The organism is Bradyrhizobium archetypum (assembly GCF_013114835.1).
Lineage (GTDB): Bacteria > Pseudomonadota > Alphaproteobacteria > Rhizobiales > Xanthobacteraceae > Bradyrhizobium > Bradyrhizobium archetypum.
The window spans coordinates 229,407-246,263 of sequence record NZ_JAAVLW010000009.1 but is presented as its reverse complement, the minus strand read 5'-3'; the positions used below and the strand labels follow the sequence as shown (position 1 = coordinate 246,263).

The following is a 16,857-nucleotide window of genomic DNA, read 5'->3' as shown; positions in this document are numbered from 1 at the left end:
TCGCGCCTTTTCAAAGCTATCGGCGGGTCGCATGGCGCAGCGCCGCTGCCTTTCCAGCGAGGCAGCGGCGCACCAGGGCTCAAGGCGCCAAGCCCTTCGAAGGTGTCCCATGTCTCTGATTCAGCAATTTGCGCCGCCTGCCGATCTCGCTCACGGCTTCGGCATGGTTTCCTTGAGCTGATCACTAACGAAATCAGCGGCATGGCGGTAGGCGGCATCGTTGTCGCCGCGGAACGTCACCGTTCGCCGCATCAACAGTTTCTCGGCTTCGAGATCGAGCAACTGGATTTCGCCCCATTGCACCAGCGTGCTCATCTTGCGGATACCGCCATAGACCACCAGCCGCGCGCCGGCCTTGCGCGCGGCGGCGATGAAAACATCCTGCGACATGCTGGTTGCCGTGCAAGGAGATCGGGACACTCGATTCTGACCACGCGATAATCGCCCTGCGCTGCCAGATTATCGCGCAACAACGTAGCAAACGACGCCATGCGGGCGCGATGCGCTGCGCTCTGGTCCACCACCTCGCCGGAGGTGTCGAAATAGTCGAAATCCGCAACCGCCACCGCGATCGGCGCGGCGGCCCGCGCTCCGCCCGACGGAAACGACAATGCGGCTATCGCGCACAGCATCGTCAGCGCGGCACTTGCGCTGCTGCGCCAGCGTAACGCGCGCGATGAGAATGCTGCTTGCATCATGCCTGGTCTCCTTCACCCCGACGCTCGCGTTGCGCCGTTAAAGACGATTTGTAGCAGGGGTTAAGGATTTCGCTAACCGATTCCATCGCCCGCATCTTTGAACCTTCTCGCCCGCCTCGCTACTCAATCAGTGATCGGGCGCCAAAGCCCCGTGCTTGAAACAGGAGATTGAAGATGCGTCGTATTTTGGGCCTTTGTGCTGTTGCTGCTGTTGGTTTCACCGCAATTGCCGCGTCGAGCCCGGCTGAGGCTGCGTATCACCTGATCCGCTGGCAGGATACCGGCTTCTGCCAGATCTGGGACCGGAGCATTCCGACGGTGCCGTATCCGGGCAATTTCACCGTGATCGTCGGCTCGGAAGTACCGACCTTCGGCGATGCGCTGGTCTTCAAGGACGGCATGCTGCGCAGCGGCGCCTGCGCGTTCTGAGCGGTTTTTCCTTTCTTGTATCCCGGATGGGTCACCGGGTCGCGCATTCGCGCGACCCGGTGACTTTTGCCCGGCCCCACGAAACCGCCTCCCACCTTGTGCGCGCGGGCACGCTTGCTATCCTCCGGCAAGGCCAAGCAAGAGGAAACGCCCCATGCCCCTTCTCGAAAATCACATCGCAGTCGTCACCGGCGCAGGCTCCGGCATCGGGCGCGCCATTGCGATCGGTTATGCTCACGAGGGCGCACGCGTCGTGCTGCTCGACCGGGAGGAGAAAGCCGCGGTGGAGGCTGCGGAGGAGATACGTGATGCCGGCGGCAACGCGGACAGCTTCGCGCTCGATGTCGCCAAACGCGAGGATTGCGTTGCCATGGCGAACGAGATCGCCGACAAAATCGGACAGGTCTCGATCCTCGTCAACAATGCCGGCATCGTCCGCCGCAACGGCATGCTGGGCGCGCCGGAGGCCGTGATCAGCGATTGGGAAGACATCATCGCGATCAACCTCACCGGCGTATTCAATGTGACGCATGCTTTCCTTGCGTCGTTGCGCGCCAGCAAGGGACGCATCGTCAACATCGGCTCGATCCAGTCCTTCGTGCATGTACGCACGCCGAGCTCGCCGGCCTATACCGCTTCCAAGCACGGCGTGCTCGGCTTCACCAGGGCGCTCGCCGCCGAACTCGGCAAGGAAGGCGTGCGCGTCAACGCGATCGGCCCGGGCTTCATCGCAACGCCGCTGAACGCCAGCGCCCGCGCCAACAACCCGGAGCTGGTGAAGACCTTCATGGACCATACCCCGTTGGGGCGCGCCGGGACGGCGGAAGATATCGTCGGCCCCGCGATCTTCCTCGCCTCCGATCTTTCCGCCTACGTCTCCGGCTCGATCGTGATGGTCGACGGCGGCTATCGCGCGGTGTGATGGTGTAGCTGCACCATCCGTCACAGGCGGGCTTGACCCGCGTATCCATCGCTCTTCAAATGAGTCTTCATGAAGGGGATGGATTGCCGGGTCAGGCCCGGCAATGACATTCCTGTTTCATTACTGCCGATCACCGTAACGGACCACTCCCATGTCCAACGCCCCGCGTTTCGACATCGACATCCCCTCCTTCTGGGCCGACCCCTACCCGGCGCTCGCGCGGATGCGGAAAGAGGCGCCGATCGCCTTCGTGCCGCAGCTCGGTTCGACCGTGTTTACCCGGCGCGACGACATCTTCACGCAGGAGAAGCGCATCGACGTGTTTTCCTCGCACCAGCCGAACGGGCTGATGAATCTGCTGATGGGCCACAACATGATGCGCAAGGATGGTGAAGCGCACATGACGGAGCGGCAGGCGATGTTTCCCGCCGTGTCGCCGCGCACCGTGCGCGACACCTGGATCCGCCAGTTCCAGGCTCACGCGGACCGTATCCTCGATGAACTCGTGCCGACGGGCGCTGCCGATCTATGCAAGGCGTTCGCGCTGCCGTTGTCGGCCGAGTGCTTGAAGGACGTCACCGGGCTGACCAACATGCGCTACCAGGACATGGATGCATGGTCGCAGGCGATGATCGACGGCATCGCCAATTATACCGGCAACAAGGAGGTCGAGGCGCGCTGCCACGCCGCCACGGCCGGCATCGATGCCGCGATCGACGACATGATTCCGGTCGTGAAGAAGCACCCGAACACCTCGATCCTGAGCGTGCTTCTGGCAGCCGGCCAGAACATGGACAGCATCCGCGCCAACATCAAGCTTGCGATCTCGGGCGGGCAGAACGAGCCGCGCGATGCGATTTCAGGCGCGACCTGGGCGCTATTGACGCATCCCGAACAGCTCGCGCTGGTGCGCGAGGGAAAAGCCAAGTGGATCGACGTGTTTGAGGAATATGCGCGCTGGATCGCGCCGATCCAGATGTCGCCGCGCCGCGTCGCCAAGCCGTGGACGTATCATGGTGTCGAGTTCGAGCCGGAGGACCGCGTGTTCTTCATGTTCGGCTCGGCCAATCGCGACGAGGCCTGCTTCCCCGAGCCGGATTGCTTCGACATCACACGCGACACCCAGAAGAGCATCGCCTTCGGCGCCGGTCCGCATTATTGCGCCGGCGCCTTTGCCTCCCGCGCCATGGTGGCCGATGTCGCGCTGCCGAGCCTCTTCGCGTGGCTGAAGGGCCTGCGGCTGGACGAGCGCGAACCGGTGCGGATCGGCGGCTGGGCGTTCCGCGGATTGCTCAATCTGCCGGTAAGATGGGATGCGACCTGAAGGCGCACGGACTGAGATTCGGGAAAAAATAGCACCAAAATTGGAACCGCTCGGCGCGGCGACGCTTGAATCGCGTGAGTTGCAGGATTCGCGCACATGCCAAGCACTGGCTGGTCACCCGGTATGGTGCCTTATGGAGCGGATGAAACTGTCTACCTCGTCGTAGACAGCTTTTCCAACGGGACCGTTTACCGGGAAACCGAGATCGAAAAGACCGACCTTGAAACCATCATCGGCGATCTACTGTCCGGCCAATACAACAGCCCCGTCCGCATCGTGGCGTTCAACACGCTCGAACACTGGTCCGAAGATGTTTCTTCTGACATCGCGGCTGAGATCCAGATGCGCTGTGATATAGATGGCGTGCCGGTGCCGGAGCACTTGACGGATTTCGTGCAAAGCCACATCGATGCCGAACGCCAGTTGGCTCTTCGGCTGGTATGATGTCTGCACCATCGCACTAAGGCTGCCGCTACGCTCGAAGCTTCTACAGAAACCAGCAGACCTCACGCAGAGGTCCGAGTTGGACCAGAAGCGGATTTGTCCTTGTCCCGAGGCATTCCCGTGGTCCGCCAAGCGCCAAGACCGACCTCTCGGCCGGTAACGATCATGGGCCGGCTCATGGGGGCCAAATTGCCGGAAGCTGGCAGGCTCCGGCCGCAAATCTTCCACTAAGGGCCGGGAGCCGAGATCAATGCAATGCGCGACGTGTCCGGGCGACCCGTCCTTTTTGACTTCACCTGATGTTCTAGTTGGACGATCATCGAAGCATGAGCAAGCTCGTACGGCTGTTCGACGACCGACTTACTACTCAGGAGAGCGGCTACGAAAAGCATTGCCACTGCAGCGGTCGCAAGCTGTAAAGGCATTTGCGCCCCCAGGTTCATCTAGGCCATTGCGGCGAACAGCAAACACGCGACGTAGATCACCGAAAGCGCCAAACCCACTATTCTCGCCTCCTGTCGTCCGTCCATCTGCCTCTCCGATTTTCAATTCCAACCCCACTCAAACAACATGCGAATAACTTCCGCCGAATGATCCACGTTCCGAGGATTTTCCATTTTTTCCCGGTCTGTGACGCCGTGCACCGCAACCAAGATGCGCCAAGGCAAATCCGTCACGTTCAGGAGCGGGGAACAAGTGGAAATACGGCGGCGTTCCTCAATGTGGCAAATACGAAGGAGGCGCAAATGCCAGTATTCATCATGTGGGCTGTTCCTGCCGTCATCGTGATAGGTGGCGTCAGCTACTACTTAATTCGTGCGGTTCACTAACTGATATGGAAAGGTCCGGTGCCGCCCTCCCGTTCGTCAATGTTGTTGACGGTAATTCCCCGGAACTGCTGTTCCGCGAACTATTGGATGGAGTCTTCCGGCAACCAGCAGAGCCATGATGAACACTCCGTCGCAGAGCGGGTAATGATGGTTGAAGTTCGGCGCATCTGTGACCGGCTGCATTTGCGGTGTCACGGCGCGCGATATGGATTTGCGAGGTGAAGGTGCCGTTCAAGGTACCACCGCCTGCACCTCTTCCCTCATGGAAATCAATGGCCGGATAAACAAGCACGACGCGAAAGCCATCGGTGCCTCCTATGTCGCGACGGCAAAACTGATGCCGCCGACACGTCAGGTCGCATCGGGTCCGGCGGAGATCGAGAGTTCTTTGCCGGACTTTTCGCGAACGGTGTGACGGGTCACAAGTTGGAGCTGATCGACGCCGGCGGAGACCATAAGGTCGTATTCGGCACAGCCAAGTGGAGCGCTACGGGCAAGGACAATGAGGGCAAGCCGTCTCCTCTCGGTAGTTTAGCGATGCACGTATTCGAACGCCAAGCCGATCGATCGCTAAAATTGAGGTTGCAAACATTGAACTAAGGTGGTCGAGGATGAAATCGGTCCGGCGAGGCGGCGGCCTTCCGGACGCCTAAAGGCTGCTTGCCCCGACGCAAAAGATGTCCGCCTTGGGGTCACGAGCGGTAGCGCTGTAACCGATCAGAAGCTGTCCGCTTGGCCGTCAGAAGCCGACACGTCGTTATGACTACAGACCCTAGCCAAACCTCGCCCGCGAACGTTCCCTCGCCTTTTCGGCCTCGACCTCGCGGTCGCGCGGCGGGGCGTTGGTCTGCAGCGAGGCCAGCAGGCGCCGCGCGCTGTCTGCCACTTCGGAAACGGCGCGGTTGAACGCCTCGGCGTTCGCCTGCGACGGCGAGTTGAAGCCGGAGAGCTTCCGCACGAATTGCAGCGCGGAAGCGTGGATCTCGGCATGCGTGGCCGGGGGATCGAAATTGAACAGGGTCTTGATGTTACGGCACATGATTCACTCGTCTGCAGAGGTCGTCGATCAAGGACGAACGGGCGGTGCAAAATCCGACAGCGTGACCTATTCTCTCACGGATTGCGCGGCGCGTTTACCTCCGTCGCCACCTGCAAATGGCGAGTTCCCGATGACTCACGTGACCTACAAGATCGTCGAACATGACGGCGGCTGGGCTTACACCGTCAATGGCGTGTTTTCCGAGCCGTTTCCGAACCGCGCCGCGGCGCTAGCTGCCGCCCGGCGTGCCGCCGCCGAGCAGCGGGTGCCGGGCCGCACGGAAGTGATCGAATACGAAACCGAGGACGGAAAATGGCGCTCGGAGACCGCCCCCGGCAATGACCGGCCGGAAACCGAGGTGGAGGGCTAGGCGGCGCGCATACGCCGATCTGGCGATGGAACTCGCCGGTGTGATAAGGTTCCCCGCAAGCGGCGCACAAGACAGCCGCGGCCCCTGGGGAGAATCATCATGAAACTGTCCTGCGCAGCCCTGTCGGCGGTCCTCGCCTTGACATCCATCACCGCCTTCGCAGCCGACTATCCCGCGCCGAAACAGGGCGACTGGATCGCCAAGGACTTCAGATTCCACACTGGCGAGACGATGCCGGAATTGCACCTGCACTACACCACGATCGGCGAGCCGACCGGACAACCCGTTCTCGTGCTGCACGGCTCGGGCGGCTCGGCGGCCAGCATGCTGACGGCGACCTTCGGCGGTGAATTGTTCGGGCCCGGCCAACCGCTCGATGCGACGAAGTACTACATCATCATCCCCGACGGGATCGGCCACGGCAAATCGTCCAAGCCCTCCGACGGCATGAAGACCAATTTTCCGAAATACAATTATGAGGACATGGTCGATGCGCAGTATCGGCTGGTCACCGAAGGCCTCGGCGTCAAACATCTGCGACTCGTGATCGGTAATTCGATGGGCGGCATGCACACCTGGATCTGGGGCGGCAAATATCCGCAGTTCATGGATGTGCTGGTGCCGATGGCCTCGCAGCCGACCGAGATGGCGGCGCGTAACTGGATGCTGCGTCGGATGATGCTGGAGACCATCAGGAACGATCCCGATTACAACGGCGGCAACTACACTACCCAGCCCCGCATGATGAAATACGCCATCAACGCCTATGGCATCGCCACCGGCGGCGGCACGCTGGCCTATCAGGCGTTGGCACCGACCGCCGCGAAGGCTGACAAGATGGTCGACGAGCGTCTGGCGAACGCCATCACCGCCGATGCCAATGATTTCATCTACCAGTGGGAGGCCTCGCACGATTACAATCCCGCGCCTTCGCTCGAGAAGATCGAGGCGACGCTGCTGCTGATCAACGCAGCCGACGACGAGCGCAATCCGCCCGAGACCGGCGTCACCGAGGCGGCGATGAAGCGGGTCAAGAACGGCCGCCTGCTCCTGATCCCCGCCTCCAGCGAGACGCGCGGCCATCTTACCACCGGCAATGCGAAGTTCTACAAGAAGGAACTGGAGGAATTGCTGCAGAGTGCGCCGCAGCGGGCGATGTAGGCGGCGCGTCGGACGAACTCGCGATGTCATGGACTCGCTTCCGCCGTGCGGCGCTGGCTCTTCCTGGAGCGCTCGAAGGCGCGCACCAGGGCCACGCGGATTTCCGCGCGGGAAAGCGCATCTTCGCCACGCTCGGCTATCCTGACGACAAGTGGGGCATGGTGAAGCTCACGCCCGAGCAGCAATCGATGCTGGTCGAGGCCGAACCAGAGATATTCCGTCCGGTGCCGGGCGGCTGGGGCAAGCAGGGCAACACCAACGTGCTGCTGGCAAAGGCCGATACGACGACGCTCAAGAGCGCGCTCACCATGGCGTTCAAGAACGTCGCGCCGAGGCCACGGGTGAAGTCGGCCGTTCAAGGCAATGCGCACATCAAGAAGAAGTCATGATTTCGCACCGCATCAATTCGGCAGCGTCCACATCGCATATTATTTGAGCGTGCATCCGCATGCGGGCTCCGCTTGAATTGTCCTCAGATTACGAATCGTGGGCGGCATGCGCCACCGCGAGGAAGAGACAACGCAGCGGAGGATCGGATGCGAAGGCTTGTATCATTCGCCTTGCTCGCCGGCCTTTCGATATTGGCCAGCGCCGCCCTTGCCATTGACAGGGGCCAGTTCGATCATGTCCCGCCTGATATCCGCGCCTGGTTCAAGCGCGTGATCGCGCCGAACGGCGTGCCCTGTTGCGACGTTTCCGACGGTCATCGCACCGCTTACGACGTTCGCGCCGACGCTTACTGGGTGCCGATCGAGGGCCAATGGATGCAGGTGCCCGAGCGCGCGATCATACGCGATCAGGGCAACCCGATCGGCGAAGCCGTGGTGTGGTACGTGCATCACCGCGGCGCTGTCATCATCAACTGCTTCGTGCCGGCGGATGCGGTGTAAGTTCTCTCAAGATGACGCCCGCGCCGCGGAATGATAGTCTTTTGTCACGAAAGCTAAAGGAGCCGCCCTTGTCCGATCTTGCTGCCTCTGACCTCGCCAAGATCTATCCCGCTCCGACGCCGCGCGTTGTCGCCAAGGCGCGGCCGGCGATCGATGCCCACGCCAAGAAGTTCATCGGCATGTCTCCGTTCTGCGTGCTGGCCACTTCAGGCTCGGACGGCAGCGTCGACGCTTCGCCCCGCGGCGGCAATCCCGGCTTCATTCATGTCGCGGGACCGAACCTGCTGCTGATGCCGGATCGTTCCGGCAACAACCGCATCGACAGTTTTCGCAACATCGTCGAGGGAAGCGGCTTCCTGCAGCTGATCTTCTTCGTGCCCGGGATCGACGAGACGCTGCGCGTTGGCGGCAAGGGCGCCGTTTCGGTTGACCCGGAGCTGATGGCCTCGATGATCGAGTTCGGCAAACCGCCGCGCGCGGTGCTGCGCATCGACGTAAGGGAAGCCTACTTCCACTGCGGCAAGGCGCTGATGCGCTCGAAACTCTGGACGACGGAAAGGGTCGAGCGCTCGGTGATGCCGAGCATCGGCGAAGTGATCCACGACCAGACCGGCCTCGGCGAGCGCGAAAGCCAAGCGGTGATCTACGAGCGCTACAAGACGCAATTGTAGGGAAAAACTATCCTTCCCTGGAGGGGGAAGGGTCGACGCGCGTGTAACGTGCGGCGGGGTGGGGGACGGTCTCTCCACCTCCAGCAGTGCCCAAGTTGAGAGATCACCCCACCCCGCCTCGCACTCGCTTCGCTCATACGAGCCGACCCCATCCAGGGGAGAGTAAGAAGCTCAATCCCCGTTCTCCAGACCGCCAACGTGCTTCTGGGTGTAGAGCTCGAGGCCGATACGCTGGATCAGGTCAAGCTGGGTCTCGAGGAAATCGATGTGATGCTCCTCGTCCTTCATCAGGCTTTCGAACAGGTCGCGTGAGACGTAGTCCTTGACCCCGTGGCAGTAGGTTGCGGCCTCCTGGTAGAGCGTGCGCGCGGCGATCTCGGAGGCCAGATCGCATTCGATGATTTCCCTGACGTTCTGGCCGATGCGCAGGGGATCGAGCACCTGCATGTTGGGAAAGCCGTCGAGAAACAGGATCCGGTCGGTGAACTTGTCGGCGTGTTCCATCTCCTCGATGGATTCCTTGCGCCAGACCTTGGCAAAATCCAAAAGGCCCCAATTGTTCAGGAGCCGGTAGTGCAGCCAATACTGGTTGATTGCGGTGAGCTCGCTGCGCAGGCCCTTATTGAGAAAGTCGATGACTTTGGGATCGCCCTGCATTGTCCACTCCAATTTTCGCAAGCCAGACGCGGCTGCACCTGTATTTAGAATGCTTCTAAATCAGTTTGGAGCCAAGGGCAACCGATCCACGAAAAAAGCTCGTGGAAATGGCAGATATGGATTTCGACGGTTTCAGCAGGCCGCGAGCGCAAACGCAGGCGCACCCGGAGCTTCCTGGGCGAGCTCGTCGTTTGCCGCAGGGCTGTGCGGGCAACCGGCGCAGCACTCCTTGGCGCAGGCGCCAAGCGCTTCGTCGATGATCGTCTTGATCGTGCGTGCGCAGCGGCCGCATTCGGCGCTGCAACCGAGGCAACCATAGATCTGTTTGGGATTTCGCGGCAGGTCCGTGGATGCACTTACGGCACTACGGACATCGTGGTCGCTCAAAAAGTTGCAGGAACAGACGATCATGAAACGGAAAGAACCCTCGGTGATGCGACCTCATCGATATGGAAGACTGCTCCGAGATGCAAAAGGAAAAGCCGCATTTTCTAGCAATTCCAAACTGATGCCGGCGAAATACTGGAATGAATCTAAAAAGCGGTGTTGCGGTAAATCAAAGTGGCGCTGATTTGCCGGCGTTTTCGACATCAATCGCCGCTACCACCTCCGCCTCCTCCGCTGTCTCCGCCGCCGTCGCTGGATGACGCGGAATCTTGCGACGAAGGACTCTCGCCGCCCCAGGAAAACAGGTTCCAACTATCCGTGCCGGAACTGTTATTGGCGCCGAAGCCCGAGGACGCGCCGTTGCTCGCGCCCTCGCGCCGGGCTTTCCGGCTTTGCACCCGGGTCATCAGGAAATAGCAGATCAGCGACGTGCCGCCGACCGCCACCATGAATGCTGCCATTCCACTCATCATTGTATCCTGCGTTTTGGGGGCGAGAATAATTCTTTCGGTATTATCGCACCGTGACCTGCCTCACCTCCTGTCTTCGTCATCGCCGGCGGCCTCGGCGTTCATTGATCATTCAAGCGGAATATGGAACTTTTGCCGGGACAAGACCTAACGTCCTTTGCTCCGCAAGAAAGGTGAAGCCATGAAGAAGACATTGATGGCGCTCGGTACCGCCGCGGCTCTGACCGTTTCGGCCGTGGCTGTTCCCGCTCCCGCCCATGCGCAACGCGGTGTGGCCGCGGGTGTCGCAGCCGGATTGCTCGGCGGCGCCATTGTAGGCGGCGCGATTGCATCCCAGAACGGCTATTATTACGGCCCAGGCTACTATGAGCCCCATTACTATGGCGGCCCGGCCTATGTGGCCGATCCTGGCTACGGCGAATCCTGCATCTGGCAGCGGCAGCGCTTCTGGGACGGCTATGGCTGGCGGGTGCGCAACGTCAGGGTTTGCGACTAGCTGCCCCGTTCATCTTCATTAAATTTACGGCCCAACATCCCGGAAAGGACGCAGCTTTTCCGGGATGAATGCCGTTTTGGCCCGAAAAAACCGTTTTTTTCGGCGAGCGTCTGAGGACGTTTACTTTCGATTGACCCATGTGCGCTTTTTTAGCGAAGCGGCAGTTCGAAACAGCGTGTGAGTCATCCCTAAACCCGGCGCCCAAAGGCGCCACTCCAGGAGAGCCCAGGACATGAAGAAGACATTTGCTGCCTTCGTCGCGGTCGCAACGATTGCCGGTTCGCTTGCCTCGACGCCTGCAAGCGCACAGCGCGGTGTTGCCGCTGGCGTGGCGGCCGGCCTGCTCGGCGGCGCGATCATCGGCGGTGCGATTGCCTCCAGCCGCCCGGCCTATGGCGGTCCGGTGTATGTGGAAGAAGCGCCCTATCCGGCGTGCCGCATGGTTCGCGAGCGCTTCTGGGACGGCTGGGAGTGGCGCTATCGCCGCGTCGAGGTCTGCAACTGATCTGACACCCGCGCGTGTTGCTCAAGAGCCCGGCCGATCGTTCGGCCGGGCTTTTTGTTTTTCTGTTCCTCATCCTGAGGAGCCGCCAACGGGTCACGCGAATGCTCGCCCGATGACAGGGTCCGCGGCGTCTCGAAGGATGAAGGCCCCAGTCGGGCCACATGGTTCGAGACGGCGGTTGCGCGCTTCCTCACCATGAGGGGAAGCAATTCTCAACGCCCCGCGCTCATCGCGCGCAGCACCGCGTCACTCGGCCAGCAATCGACCTTCAGGCCAGCGGACTTCTGAAAGGCGCCGAGTGCCGCGCGGGTCTGCATGCCTGCCTTGCCGTCAAGCTTGTCCTTGTAGAGACCAATGCGCGTCAAGTGACGCTGCATGGCTTCGACATCGGCGGAGCGCAACTGCGTCGACGCCGACCAGGGCGTTGCGAACGGCTGCGGGCTTGTCATGCGGTCGGCGAGGTGGCCGACGAACAGCACATAGAGATCGGAAAAATTGTACTCCTTGATGACGAAGTAGTTCTTCGTCGTCAGGAACGACGGGCCATAAATGCCCTCGACCTGCAACAGCGATGCTGGCTGCGCCAGTTCGGCCGCGCTCAGCTTCTGCCCGCGCACCGGCACGAAGCCCAAGCGCAGCCATTCGGCGATCGGCTTCGTCACCTCCGGCACGCCCATCGTGCAATCGACATTGGCGGGTGCCTTCACCTCATAGGCCCAGCGCACGCCGCGCTGCCAGCCCTTGTTGACGAGCTGCTGCGCGGCGGAAGCCAGCGCATCCGCCACCGAATGCCAGATGTCGACCCGGCCATCGCCGTCGAGATCGATGCCGTGCTTGTAATATTCTGATGGCAGGAACTGCGTGAGGCCGGTGGCACCCGCCCAGGACGAACGAAAATCCTTGCGCGCGACAGCGCCCTCGCCGAGCAGCTTCAGCGCCAGGATGAATTCGGTGCGGTACTGATCCTTGCGCCGGCCGACATAGGCCTGCGTCGCAACCACGCGCAAGGTGTCGTAAGGCAGCCGGTAGCGGCCGTAGTCGGTCTCGCGGCCCCAGATCGCGAGCACGACGGTTGCGGGAACGCCGAAGCGCTTTTCGATCTCGGTGAGCGCTGTTCGATGCTGCTGCATCAGCTTCTGCCCTTCGGCAGCAAGTCGTGCGATCGACGATTCCTTCACATAGTCGGCCGGCACCTGCACGAACTCCGCCTGCGCCGGCGCGCCGGTGGGAGGCCGGCCGGGCAGCAACAGATCGGGCAATTTGTAATCTGGCTCGAGCCCGCGCGTCTCGGCATGAAACGTGGCGCGCGACACCCCGGCTGCCTGCGCCTCCGGCCACAGCGAGGCGATGAACTGGGTGAAGGCGGCGTCGGCGGCGCGGGCGGGCGAATGCAACACGAGCGCCAGCAGCAGGCCAGCGACAAGTGCGCGGCCGCCCATCATTGCCAATCCTCGCCGCGAGATCGTATCATCAATGGCCGGCCGTCTGCTTGCTCGATTCGATCGCTTCATTGGAAAGCCTGTCGACGACAGCGATGCCGATGGCCGAGAGAATGAAGACCGTGTGGATGATGGTCTGCCACATCACGCCGGTTTCGGTATAGGCGGTCTTGCCCGAGGTCAGCGCGCCGGCTTCGATGAAGGTGCGCAACAGATGGATCGAGGAAATGCCGATGATGGCCATCGCCAGCTTGATCTTGAGCACGCTGGCGTTGACGTGGCTGAGCCACTCCGGCTCGTCGGGATGGCCCTGCAGATTGAGCCGGGAGACGAAAGTCTCGTAGCCGCCGACGATCACCATCACGAGCAAGTTCGAGATCATGACGACGTCGATCAGGCCCAGCACCGCCAGCATGATCTGCTGTTCGCTGAAGTCGAAGGCATGCGCGAACAGGTGCCACAGCTCCTTAATGAACAGCACGACATAAATGCCCTGCGCGACGATCAGGCCGACATAGAGCGGCAATTGCAGCCAGCGCGAGCCGAAGATCAGCATCGGAACGGGGCGCAACCTCGCGCCCTTCGGCGGCAAGAGTGTTTCGGGAGCAAGGGACATCAGGGAGGGCTCGCTGCAGGGATTCGAATGGCGGAAGGAGCCCTATATCTACGCAATCTGACCGCACTGTGAAGCGACAACTGGCCGCAGCGCATGCGCAGTCGCGATCACGCAAACGCCCGATTGGCTTACCGCGTCAGCTTCTTGTACTTCACGCGGTGCGGAATGATGCTGTCCTGGCCGAGCCGGCGCATCTTGTCCTTCTCGTAGTCCTGGAAGTTGCCCTCGAACCATTCGACATGGCTGTCGCCTTCGAAGGACAGGATGTGGGTGGCGATACGATCGAGGAACCAGCGATCGTGGCTGATGATCACGGCGCAGCCGGCAAAATCCTCCAGAGCCTCTTCGAGCGCACGCAGCGTATCGACGTCGAGGTCGTTGGTCGGTTCGTCGAGCAGCAGCACATTGGCGCCGGACTTGAGCATCTTGGCGAGATGCACGCGGTTGCGCTCGCCGCCTGACAGCGCGCCCACCTTCTTCTGCTGGTCGGCGCCCTTGAAGTTGAAGGACGAGCAATAGCCGCGCGAGTTCACTTCCTTCTTGCCGAGCAGGATCAGCTCGTTGCCTCCGGAGATTTCCTCCCACACGGTTTTGCTGCCGTCGAGCGCATCGCGCGACTGATCGACATAACCGAGGTGCACGGTCTCGCCGATCGTAATGGTGCCCTTGTCGGGCTTTTCCTGCCCGGTGATCATGCGGAACAGCGTGGTCTTGCCGGCGCCGTTGGCGCCGATCACGCCGACGATGCCGCCGGGCGGCAGCTTGAAGGTGAGATTGTCGATCAGCAGACGATCGCCAAAACCTTTGCTCAAGCCCTCGAAATCGACCACATTGGCGCCGAGCCGCTCGGCGACCGGGATGATGATCTGCGCGGTCTGAGTCTGCTTCTCGCTCGCCTTCTTGAGCAGTTCCTCATAGCGCTGGTAACGCGCTTTCGACTTGGCCTGGCGTGCCTTGGGCGAGGACGCGACCCACTCCTGCTCGCGGGCGAGCGTCTTCTGATGCGCTGCGTCCTCGCGGCCTTCCTGCTCGAGACGCTTCTGCTTTTGCACCAGCCAGGACGAGTAGTTGCCCTCATAGGGAATGCCGCGGCCACGGTCGAGCTCGAGGATCCAGCCCGTGACGTTGTCGAGGAAGTAGCGGTCGTGGGTCACGATCAGGATCGCGCCGGGATATTGTCGCAGGTGGCCTTCCAGCCACGAGACCGACTCGGCGTCGAGGTGGTTGGTCGGTTCGTCCAGCAGCAACAGTTCCGGCTGGTCGAGCAACAGGCGGCACAGCGCGACGCGGCGGCGTTCGCCGCCAGAAAGCTTTGTCACGTCGGCATCGTCGGGCGGGCAGCGCAGCGCGTCCATCGCCTGGTCGACCTTGCTGTCGAGATCCCAGAGGCTTTGGGCCTCGATCTGGTCCTGCAGCTTGGTCATCTCCTCAGCCGTCTCGTCCGAATAGTTCATCGCCAGCTCGTTGTAGCGATCGAGGATCGCCTTTTGCTTGGCGACGCCCTGCATGACGTTTTCGCGGACGGTGAGCTTGGCGTCGAGCTGCGGCTCCTGCTCGAGATAGCCGACCCGGGCGCCCTCGGCGACCCAGGCTTCGCCGGTATATTCCTTGTCGAGGCCGGCCATGATCCTGAGCAGGGTCGATTTGCCCGAGCCGTTGACGCCGAGCACGCCGATCTTGGCGTCCGGGTAGAAGCTCAAGTGGATGTTATCGAGCACCTTTCGGGTCGGGTAGCTCTTGGTCAGACCCTGCATGAAATAGACGAACTGGCGAGCCATCGCGATCCCTTGAAACCGGAGGATTTATGGAAATTTGCTGCCGCTCATGTAGCGGCGCAGCCCCCAAAGGGCAACCGAGGGAGCGGCGTTTTCCATCCGTTCACCACGGATGAATACGGGATGGACACCATGATTGCCGAGGTCCCGACAATTGAAACTATCTTTTAATAAATCGGGCGAAAAATCGCTTTCAGCGCCGAAAAGGCGTCTTGAAAACAAGGGCCCGCGTCATGGCTACGATCGGTTCGGTATCTCTTTCCGCTCCGGCTCATGCAAGCGCCGGATTGGTAAAACCGCTGGCAGAACTCCGCGCCTTCTGGCGCCAGTTCGTCGCCAAGGCGTTCAACCCGTACCGCCCGGAACTGCACTATATGCGCGGCCCCGGTCCGGCCTGGCGGGCCAAGCATCTCGGCCATCAGAACTGAGCTTTTCAGCTTATTTGAGCCTGCCCTGCGTTTAGTCCGCTTGCGCGTCTCCCCGATTGCGCGCAACCATGGCGACCTTCTTTGACGGCCGTCCCACCGTCTTCCTCGCCATCAATGGACCTCAAATGACGCGGCTCCACTGTGCTATCCTCGACGATTACCTCAACGTGGCGCTGAAGGTCGCCGACTGGTCCAAAATCTCCGATCGCGTCGACATCACGGTATTCAACCAGCCGTTTGCGAACGCGGAAGCCGCGGCCGCCGCGCTGAAGGATTTCGAGATCATCTGCGCGATGCGCGAGCGCACGCCATTCCCACGCACCATGTTTGCCGCGCTGCCCAACCTGAAACTGCTGATCACCTCGGGCCTGCGCAATGCCGCGATCGACATGGAGGCGGCCAAGGACCACAAGGTGGTGCTGTGCGGCACGCAATGGGGCCGCGACCCGACCGCGCCGCTGACCATGGGCCTGATCCTTGAACTGACCCGCAATATCGGCCGCGAAAACGCTCGCATGCATGCCGGCGAGCCGTTGCAGGCCCATGTCGGCATGGAGATTGAGGGCCGCACGCTCGGCGTGATCGGTCTCGGCAAGCTCGGCACCAAAGTGTCGAAGCTGGCGCAGGCCTTCGGCATGAACGTGATCGCCTGGAGCCAGAATCTGACGCCTGAGAAGTGCAAGGAGATCGGCGTCACTTATGTCAGCAAGGAAGAGCTGTTCTCGACCGCCGACATCATCACCATCCATGTGGTGCTGAGCCAGCGTACGCGCGGGCTGGTCGGCGCTGCCGACCTGGCACGGATGAAGCCGACCGCCTATCTCGTCAACACCGCGCGCGGGCCGATCGTCGACGAAGGCGCGCTGTTGGAAGCGCTGACACAGAAGAAGATCGCGGGCGCCGGCGTCGACGTGTTCTCGGTCGAGCCGCTGCCGGTCGATCATCCCTTCCGCAAGCTCGACAACATGGTGCTGACGCCGCATCTCGGCTACGTCACCGAGGACAGCTTCCGAAACCACTATCAGCAGATGGTCGAGGGCATCGACGCCTGGTTCAAGGGCGAGCCGAAGCAGCGGCTGGCCTGAGAATGGCCGATCTCGCCGCCAGCCCAAAATATCGAAAACAACCCCATGCAAAGTAGAAAACAACCCCATGCAAAGTAGCAGGTAGCGGCCGGCATCGAGCTTTGAACATTGACACGTCGGGCAAATCAGCGGCACATCTTCAGCATCCCGCAATCTGCTGACCGCAAATGGCGCTTCCCGGACCGGCCGACGCCGTCGGCATGATCGTCCGTGTCGCCGCC

The 16,857-nt window shown here is 61.5% G+C and carries 23 protein-coding genes; 14 read left to right on the top strand and 9 right to left on the bottom strand.

Annotated features, from left to right (window positions below):
• Positions 1 to 150: 150 nt before the first annotated feature.
• Together HCN50_RS34315 and HCN50_RS34840 are read right to left on the bottom strand one after the other, a co-directional pair.
• Positions 151 to 390: a DUF2380 domain-containing protein gene (locus HCN50_RS34315; protein WP_171713105.1), complete on the bottom strand. Its 240-nt coding sequence runs from the start codon at positions 388 to 390 to the stop codon at positions 151 to 153.
• The gene (locus HCN50_RS34840; RefSeq protein WP_376700331.1) at positions 312 to 632 is read right to left on the bottom strand and encodes a DUF2380 domain-containing protein; all 321 of its coding nucleotides are present in this window, start codon (positions 630 to 632) and stop codon (positions 312 to 314) included. Before HCN50_RS34840 ends, HCN50_RS34315 begins: the two co-directional genes overlap by 79 nt.
• A 240-nt stretch (positions 633 to 872) precedes the next feature.
• Here HCN50_RS34840 and HCN50_RS27930 point away from each other — a divergent pair, with 240 nt between their 5' ends.
• From HCN50_RS27930 to HCN50_RS33830, 5 genes are all read left to right on the top strand, one after another.
• The gene (locus HCN50_RS27930; RefSeq protein WP_171713103.1) at positions 873 to 1,127 is read left to right on the top strand and encodes a hypothetical protein; all 255 of its coding nucleotides are present in this window, start codon (positions 873 to 875) and stop codon (positions 1,125 to 1,127) included.
• A 154-nt stretch (positions 1,128 to 1,281) separates the two neighbouring features.
• Complete coding sequence (locus HCN50_RS27925) at positions 1,282 to 2,049, top strand: SDR family NAD(P)-dependent oxidoreductase (RefSeq protein WP_171713102.1); 768 nt, start codon at positions 1,282 to 1,284, stop codon at positions 2,047 to 2,049.
• 151 nt (positions 2,050 to 2,200) lie between these two features.
• Complete coding sequence (locus HCN50_RS27920) at positions 2,201 to 3,373, top strand: cytochrome P450 (protein ID WP_171713101.1); 1,173 nt, start codon at positions 2,201 to 2,203, stop codon at positions 3,371 to 3,373.
• 96 nt (positions 3,374 to 3,469) lie between these two features.
• Positions 3,470 to 3,817 carry a hypothetical protein gene (locus HCN50_RS27915; RefSeq protein ID WP_171713100.1) on the top strand — a complete coding sequence of 116 codons (348 nt, stop codon included), beginning with the start codon at positions 3,470 to 3,472 and terminating at the stop codon, positions 3,815 to 3,817.
• 981 nt (positions 3,818 to 4,798) lie between these two features.
• The gene (locus tag HCN50_RS33830) at positions 4,799 to 5,062 is read left to right on the top strand and encodes a hypothetical protein (RefSeq protein WP_235977239.1); all 264 of its coding nucleotides are present in this window, start codon (positions 4,799 to 4,801) and stop codon (positions 5,060 to 5,062) included.
• Between the two features lie 357 nt (positions 5,063 to 5,419).
• On the opposite strand, the gene HCN50_RS27905 is transcribed toward HCN50_RS33830, so the two are convergent.
• A complete protein-coding gene (locus HCN50_RS27905) occupies positions 5,420 to 5,686 on the bottom strand; it encodes a DUF2277 domain-containing protein (RefSeq protein ID WP_171713099.1) in 267 nt (88 codons plus the stop codon).
• 130 nt (positions 5,687 to 5,816) lie between these two features.
• Between HCN50_RS27905 and HCN50_RS27900 the strand changes: the two genes are divergently transcribed.
• The 5 genes from HCN50_RS27900 (at position 5,817) to HCN50_RS27880 (ending at position 8,778) form a co-directional block, all read left to right on the top strand.
• Positions 5,817 to 6,056, top strand: coding sequence for a DUF2188 domain-containing protein (locus tag HCN50_RS27900; protein ID WP_171713098.1), 240 nt, complete (start codon positions 5,817 to 5,819; stop codon positions 6,054 to 6,056).
• Between the two features lie 99 nt (positions 6,057 to 6,155).
• Positions 6,156 to 7,217 carry an alpha/beta fold hydrolase gene (locus tag HCN50_RS27895; RefSeq protein WP_171713097.1) on the top strand — a complete coding sequence of 354 codons (1,062 nt, stop codon included), beginning with the start codon at positions 6,156 to 6,158 and terminating at the stop codon, positions 7,215 to 7,217.
• A 23-nt stretch (positions 7,218 to 7,240) separates the two neighbouring features.
• Positions 7,241 to 7,606 carry an MmcQ/YjbR family DNA-binding protein gene (locus HCN50_RS27890; RefSeq protein ID WP_171713096.1) on the top strand — a complete coding sequence of 122 codons (366 nt, stop codon included), beginning with the start codon at positions 7,241 to 7,243 and terminating at the stop codon, positions 7,604 to 7,606.
• Between the two features lie 147 nt (positions 7,607 to 7,753).
• The gene (locus HCN50_RS27885) at positions 7,754 to 8,107 is read left to right on the top strand and encodes a hypothetical protein (protein WP_171713095.1); all 354 of its coding nucleotides are present in this window, start codon (positions 7,754 to 7,756) and stop codon (positions 8,105 to 8,107) included.
• 68 nt (positions 8,108 to 8,175) lie between these two features.
• Positions 8,176 to 8,778 (top strand): MSMEG_1061 family FMN-dependent PPOX-type flavoprotein, encoded by a 603-nt coding sequence (locus HCN50_RS27880; protein WP_171713094.1) that lies wholly within the window; start codon positions 8,176 to 8,178, stop codon positions 8,776 to 8,778.
• 171 nt (positions 8,779 to 8,949) lie between these two features.
• On the opposite strand, the gene bfr is transcribed toward HCN50_RS27880, so the two are convergent.
• From bfr to HCN50_RS27865, 3 genes are all read right to left on the bottom strand, one after another.
• Complete coding sequence (bfr, locus tag HCN50_RS27875; RefSeq protein WP_171713093.1) at positions 8,950 to 9,435, bottom strand: bacterioferritin; 486 nt, start codon at positions 9,433 to 9,435, stop codon at positions 8,950 to 8,952.
• A 132-nt stretch (positions 9,436 to 9,567) separates the two neighbouring features.
• Complete coding sequence (locus HCN50_RS27870; RefSeq protein ID WP_171713092.1) at positions 9,568 to 9,846, bottom strand: (2Fe-2S)-binding protein; 279 nt, start codon at positions 9,844 to 9,846, stop codon at positions 9,568 to 9,570.
• A 179-nt stretch (positions 9,847 to 10,025) separates the two neighbouring features.
• Positions 10,026 to 10,292 (bottom strand): hypothetical protein, encoded by a 267-nt coding sequence (locus HCN50_RS27865; RefSeq protein ID WP_171713091.1) that lies wholly within the window; start codon positions 10,290 to 10,292, stop codon positions 10,026 to 10,028.
• 181 nt (positions 10,293 to 10,473) lie between these two features.
• On the opposite strand from HCN50_RS27865, the gene HCN50_RS27860 reads away from it, so the two are divergent.
• Entirely contained in the window at positions 10,474 to 10,788 is a 315-nt protein-coding gene (locus tag HCN50_RS27860; protein ID WP_171713090.1) for a hypothetical protein, read from the top strand.
• Positions 10,789 to 11,020: 232 nt separating this feature from the next.
• Complete coding sequence (locus tag HCN50_RS27855; protein WP_171713089.1) at positions 11,021 to 11,293, top strand: hypothetical protein; 273 nt, start codon at positions 11,021 to 11,023, stop codon at positions 11,291 to 11,293.
• A 212-nt stretch (positions 11,294 to 11,505) separates the two neighbouring features.
• Here the strand turns inward: HCN50_RS27855 and HCN50_RS27850 are convergent, their stop codons facing one another.
• The 3 genes from HCN50_RS27850 to ettA form a co-directional block, all read right to left on the bottom strand.
• On the bottom strand, positions 11,506 to 12,732 hold the full coding sequence (locus HCN50_RS27850) for a lytic murein transglycosylase (RefSeq protein WP_171713133.1): 1,227 nt from the start codon (positions 12,730 to 12,732) through the stop codon (positions 11,506 to 11,508).
• 31 nt (positions 12,733 to 12,763) lie between these two features.
• Positions 12,764 to 13,348: a TIGR00645 family protein gene (locus HCN50_RS27845; RefSeq protein WP_171713088.1), complete on the bottom strand. Its 585-nt coding sequence runs from the start codon at positions 13,346 to 13,348 to the stop codon at positions 12,764 to 12,766.
• A gap of 128 nt (positions 13,349 to 13,476) precedes the next feature.
• Positions 13,477 to 15,126, bottom strand: coding sequence for an energy-dependent translational throttle protein EttA (ettA, locus tag HCN50_RS27840; RefSeq protein WP_171713087.1), 1,650 nt, complete (start codon positions 15,124 to 15,126; stop codon positions 13,477 to 13,479).
• 230 nt (positions 15,127 to 15,356) lie between these two features.
• Here ettA and HCN50_RS27835 point away from each other — a divergent pair, with 230 nt between their 5' ends.
• Both HCN50_RS27835 and HCN50_RS27830 read left to right on the top strand, forming a co-directional pair.
• Positions 15,357 to 15,551 (top strand): hypothetical protein, encoded by a 195-nt coding sequence (locus HCN50_RS27835; protein ID WP_171713086.1) that lies wholly within the window; start codon positions 15,357 to 15,359, stop codon positions 15,549 to 15,551.
• 125 nt (positions 15,552 to 15,676) lie between these two features.
• Positions 15,677 to 16,636 (top strand): D-2-hydroxyacid dehydrogenase family protein, encoded by a 960-nt coding sequence (locus HCN50_RS27830; RefSeq protein ID WP_171713132.1) that lies wholly within the window; start codon positions 15,677 to 15,679, stop codon positions 16,634 to 16,636.
• The last annotated feature ends 221 nt before the right edge of the window (positions 16,637 to 16,857 follow it).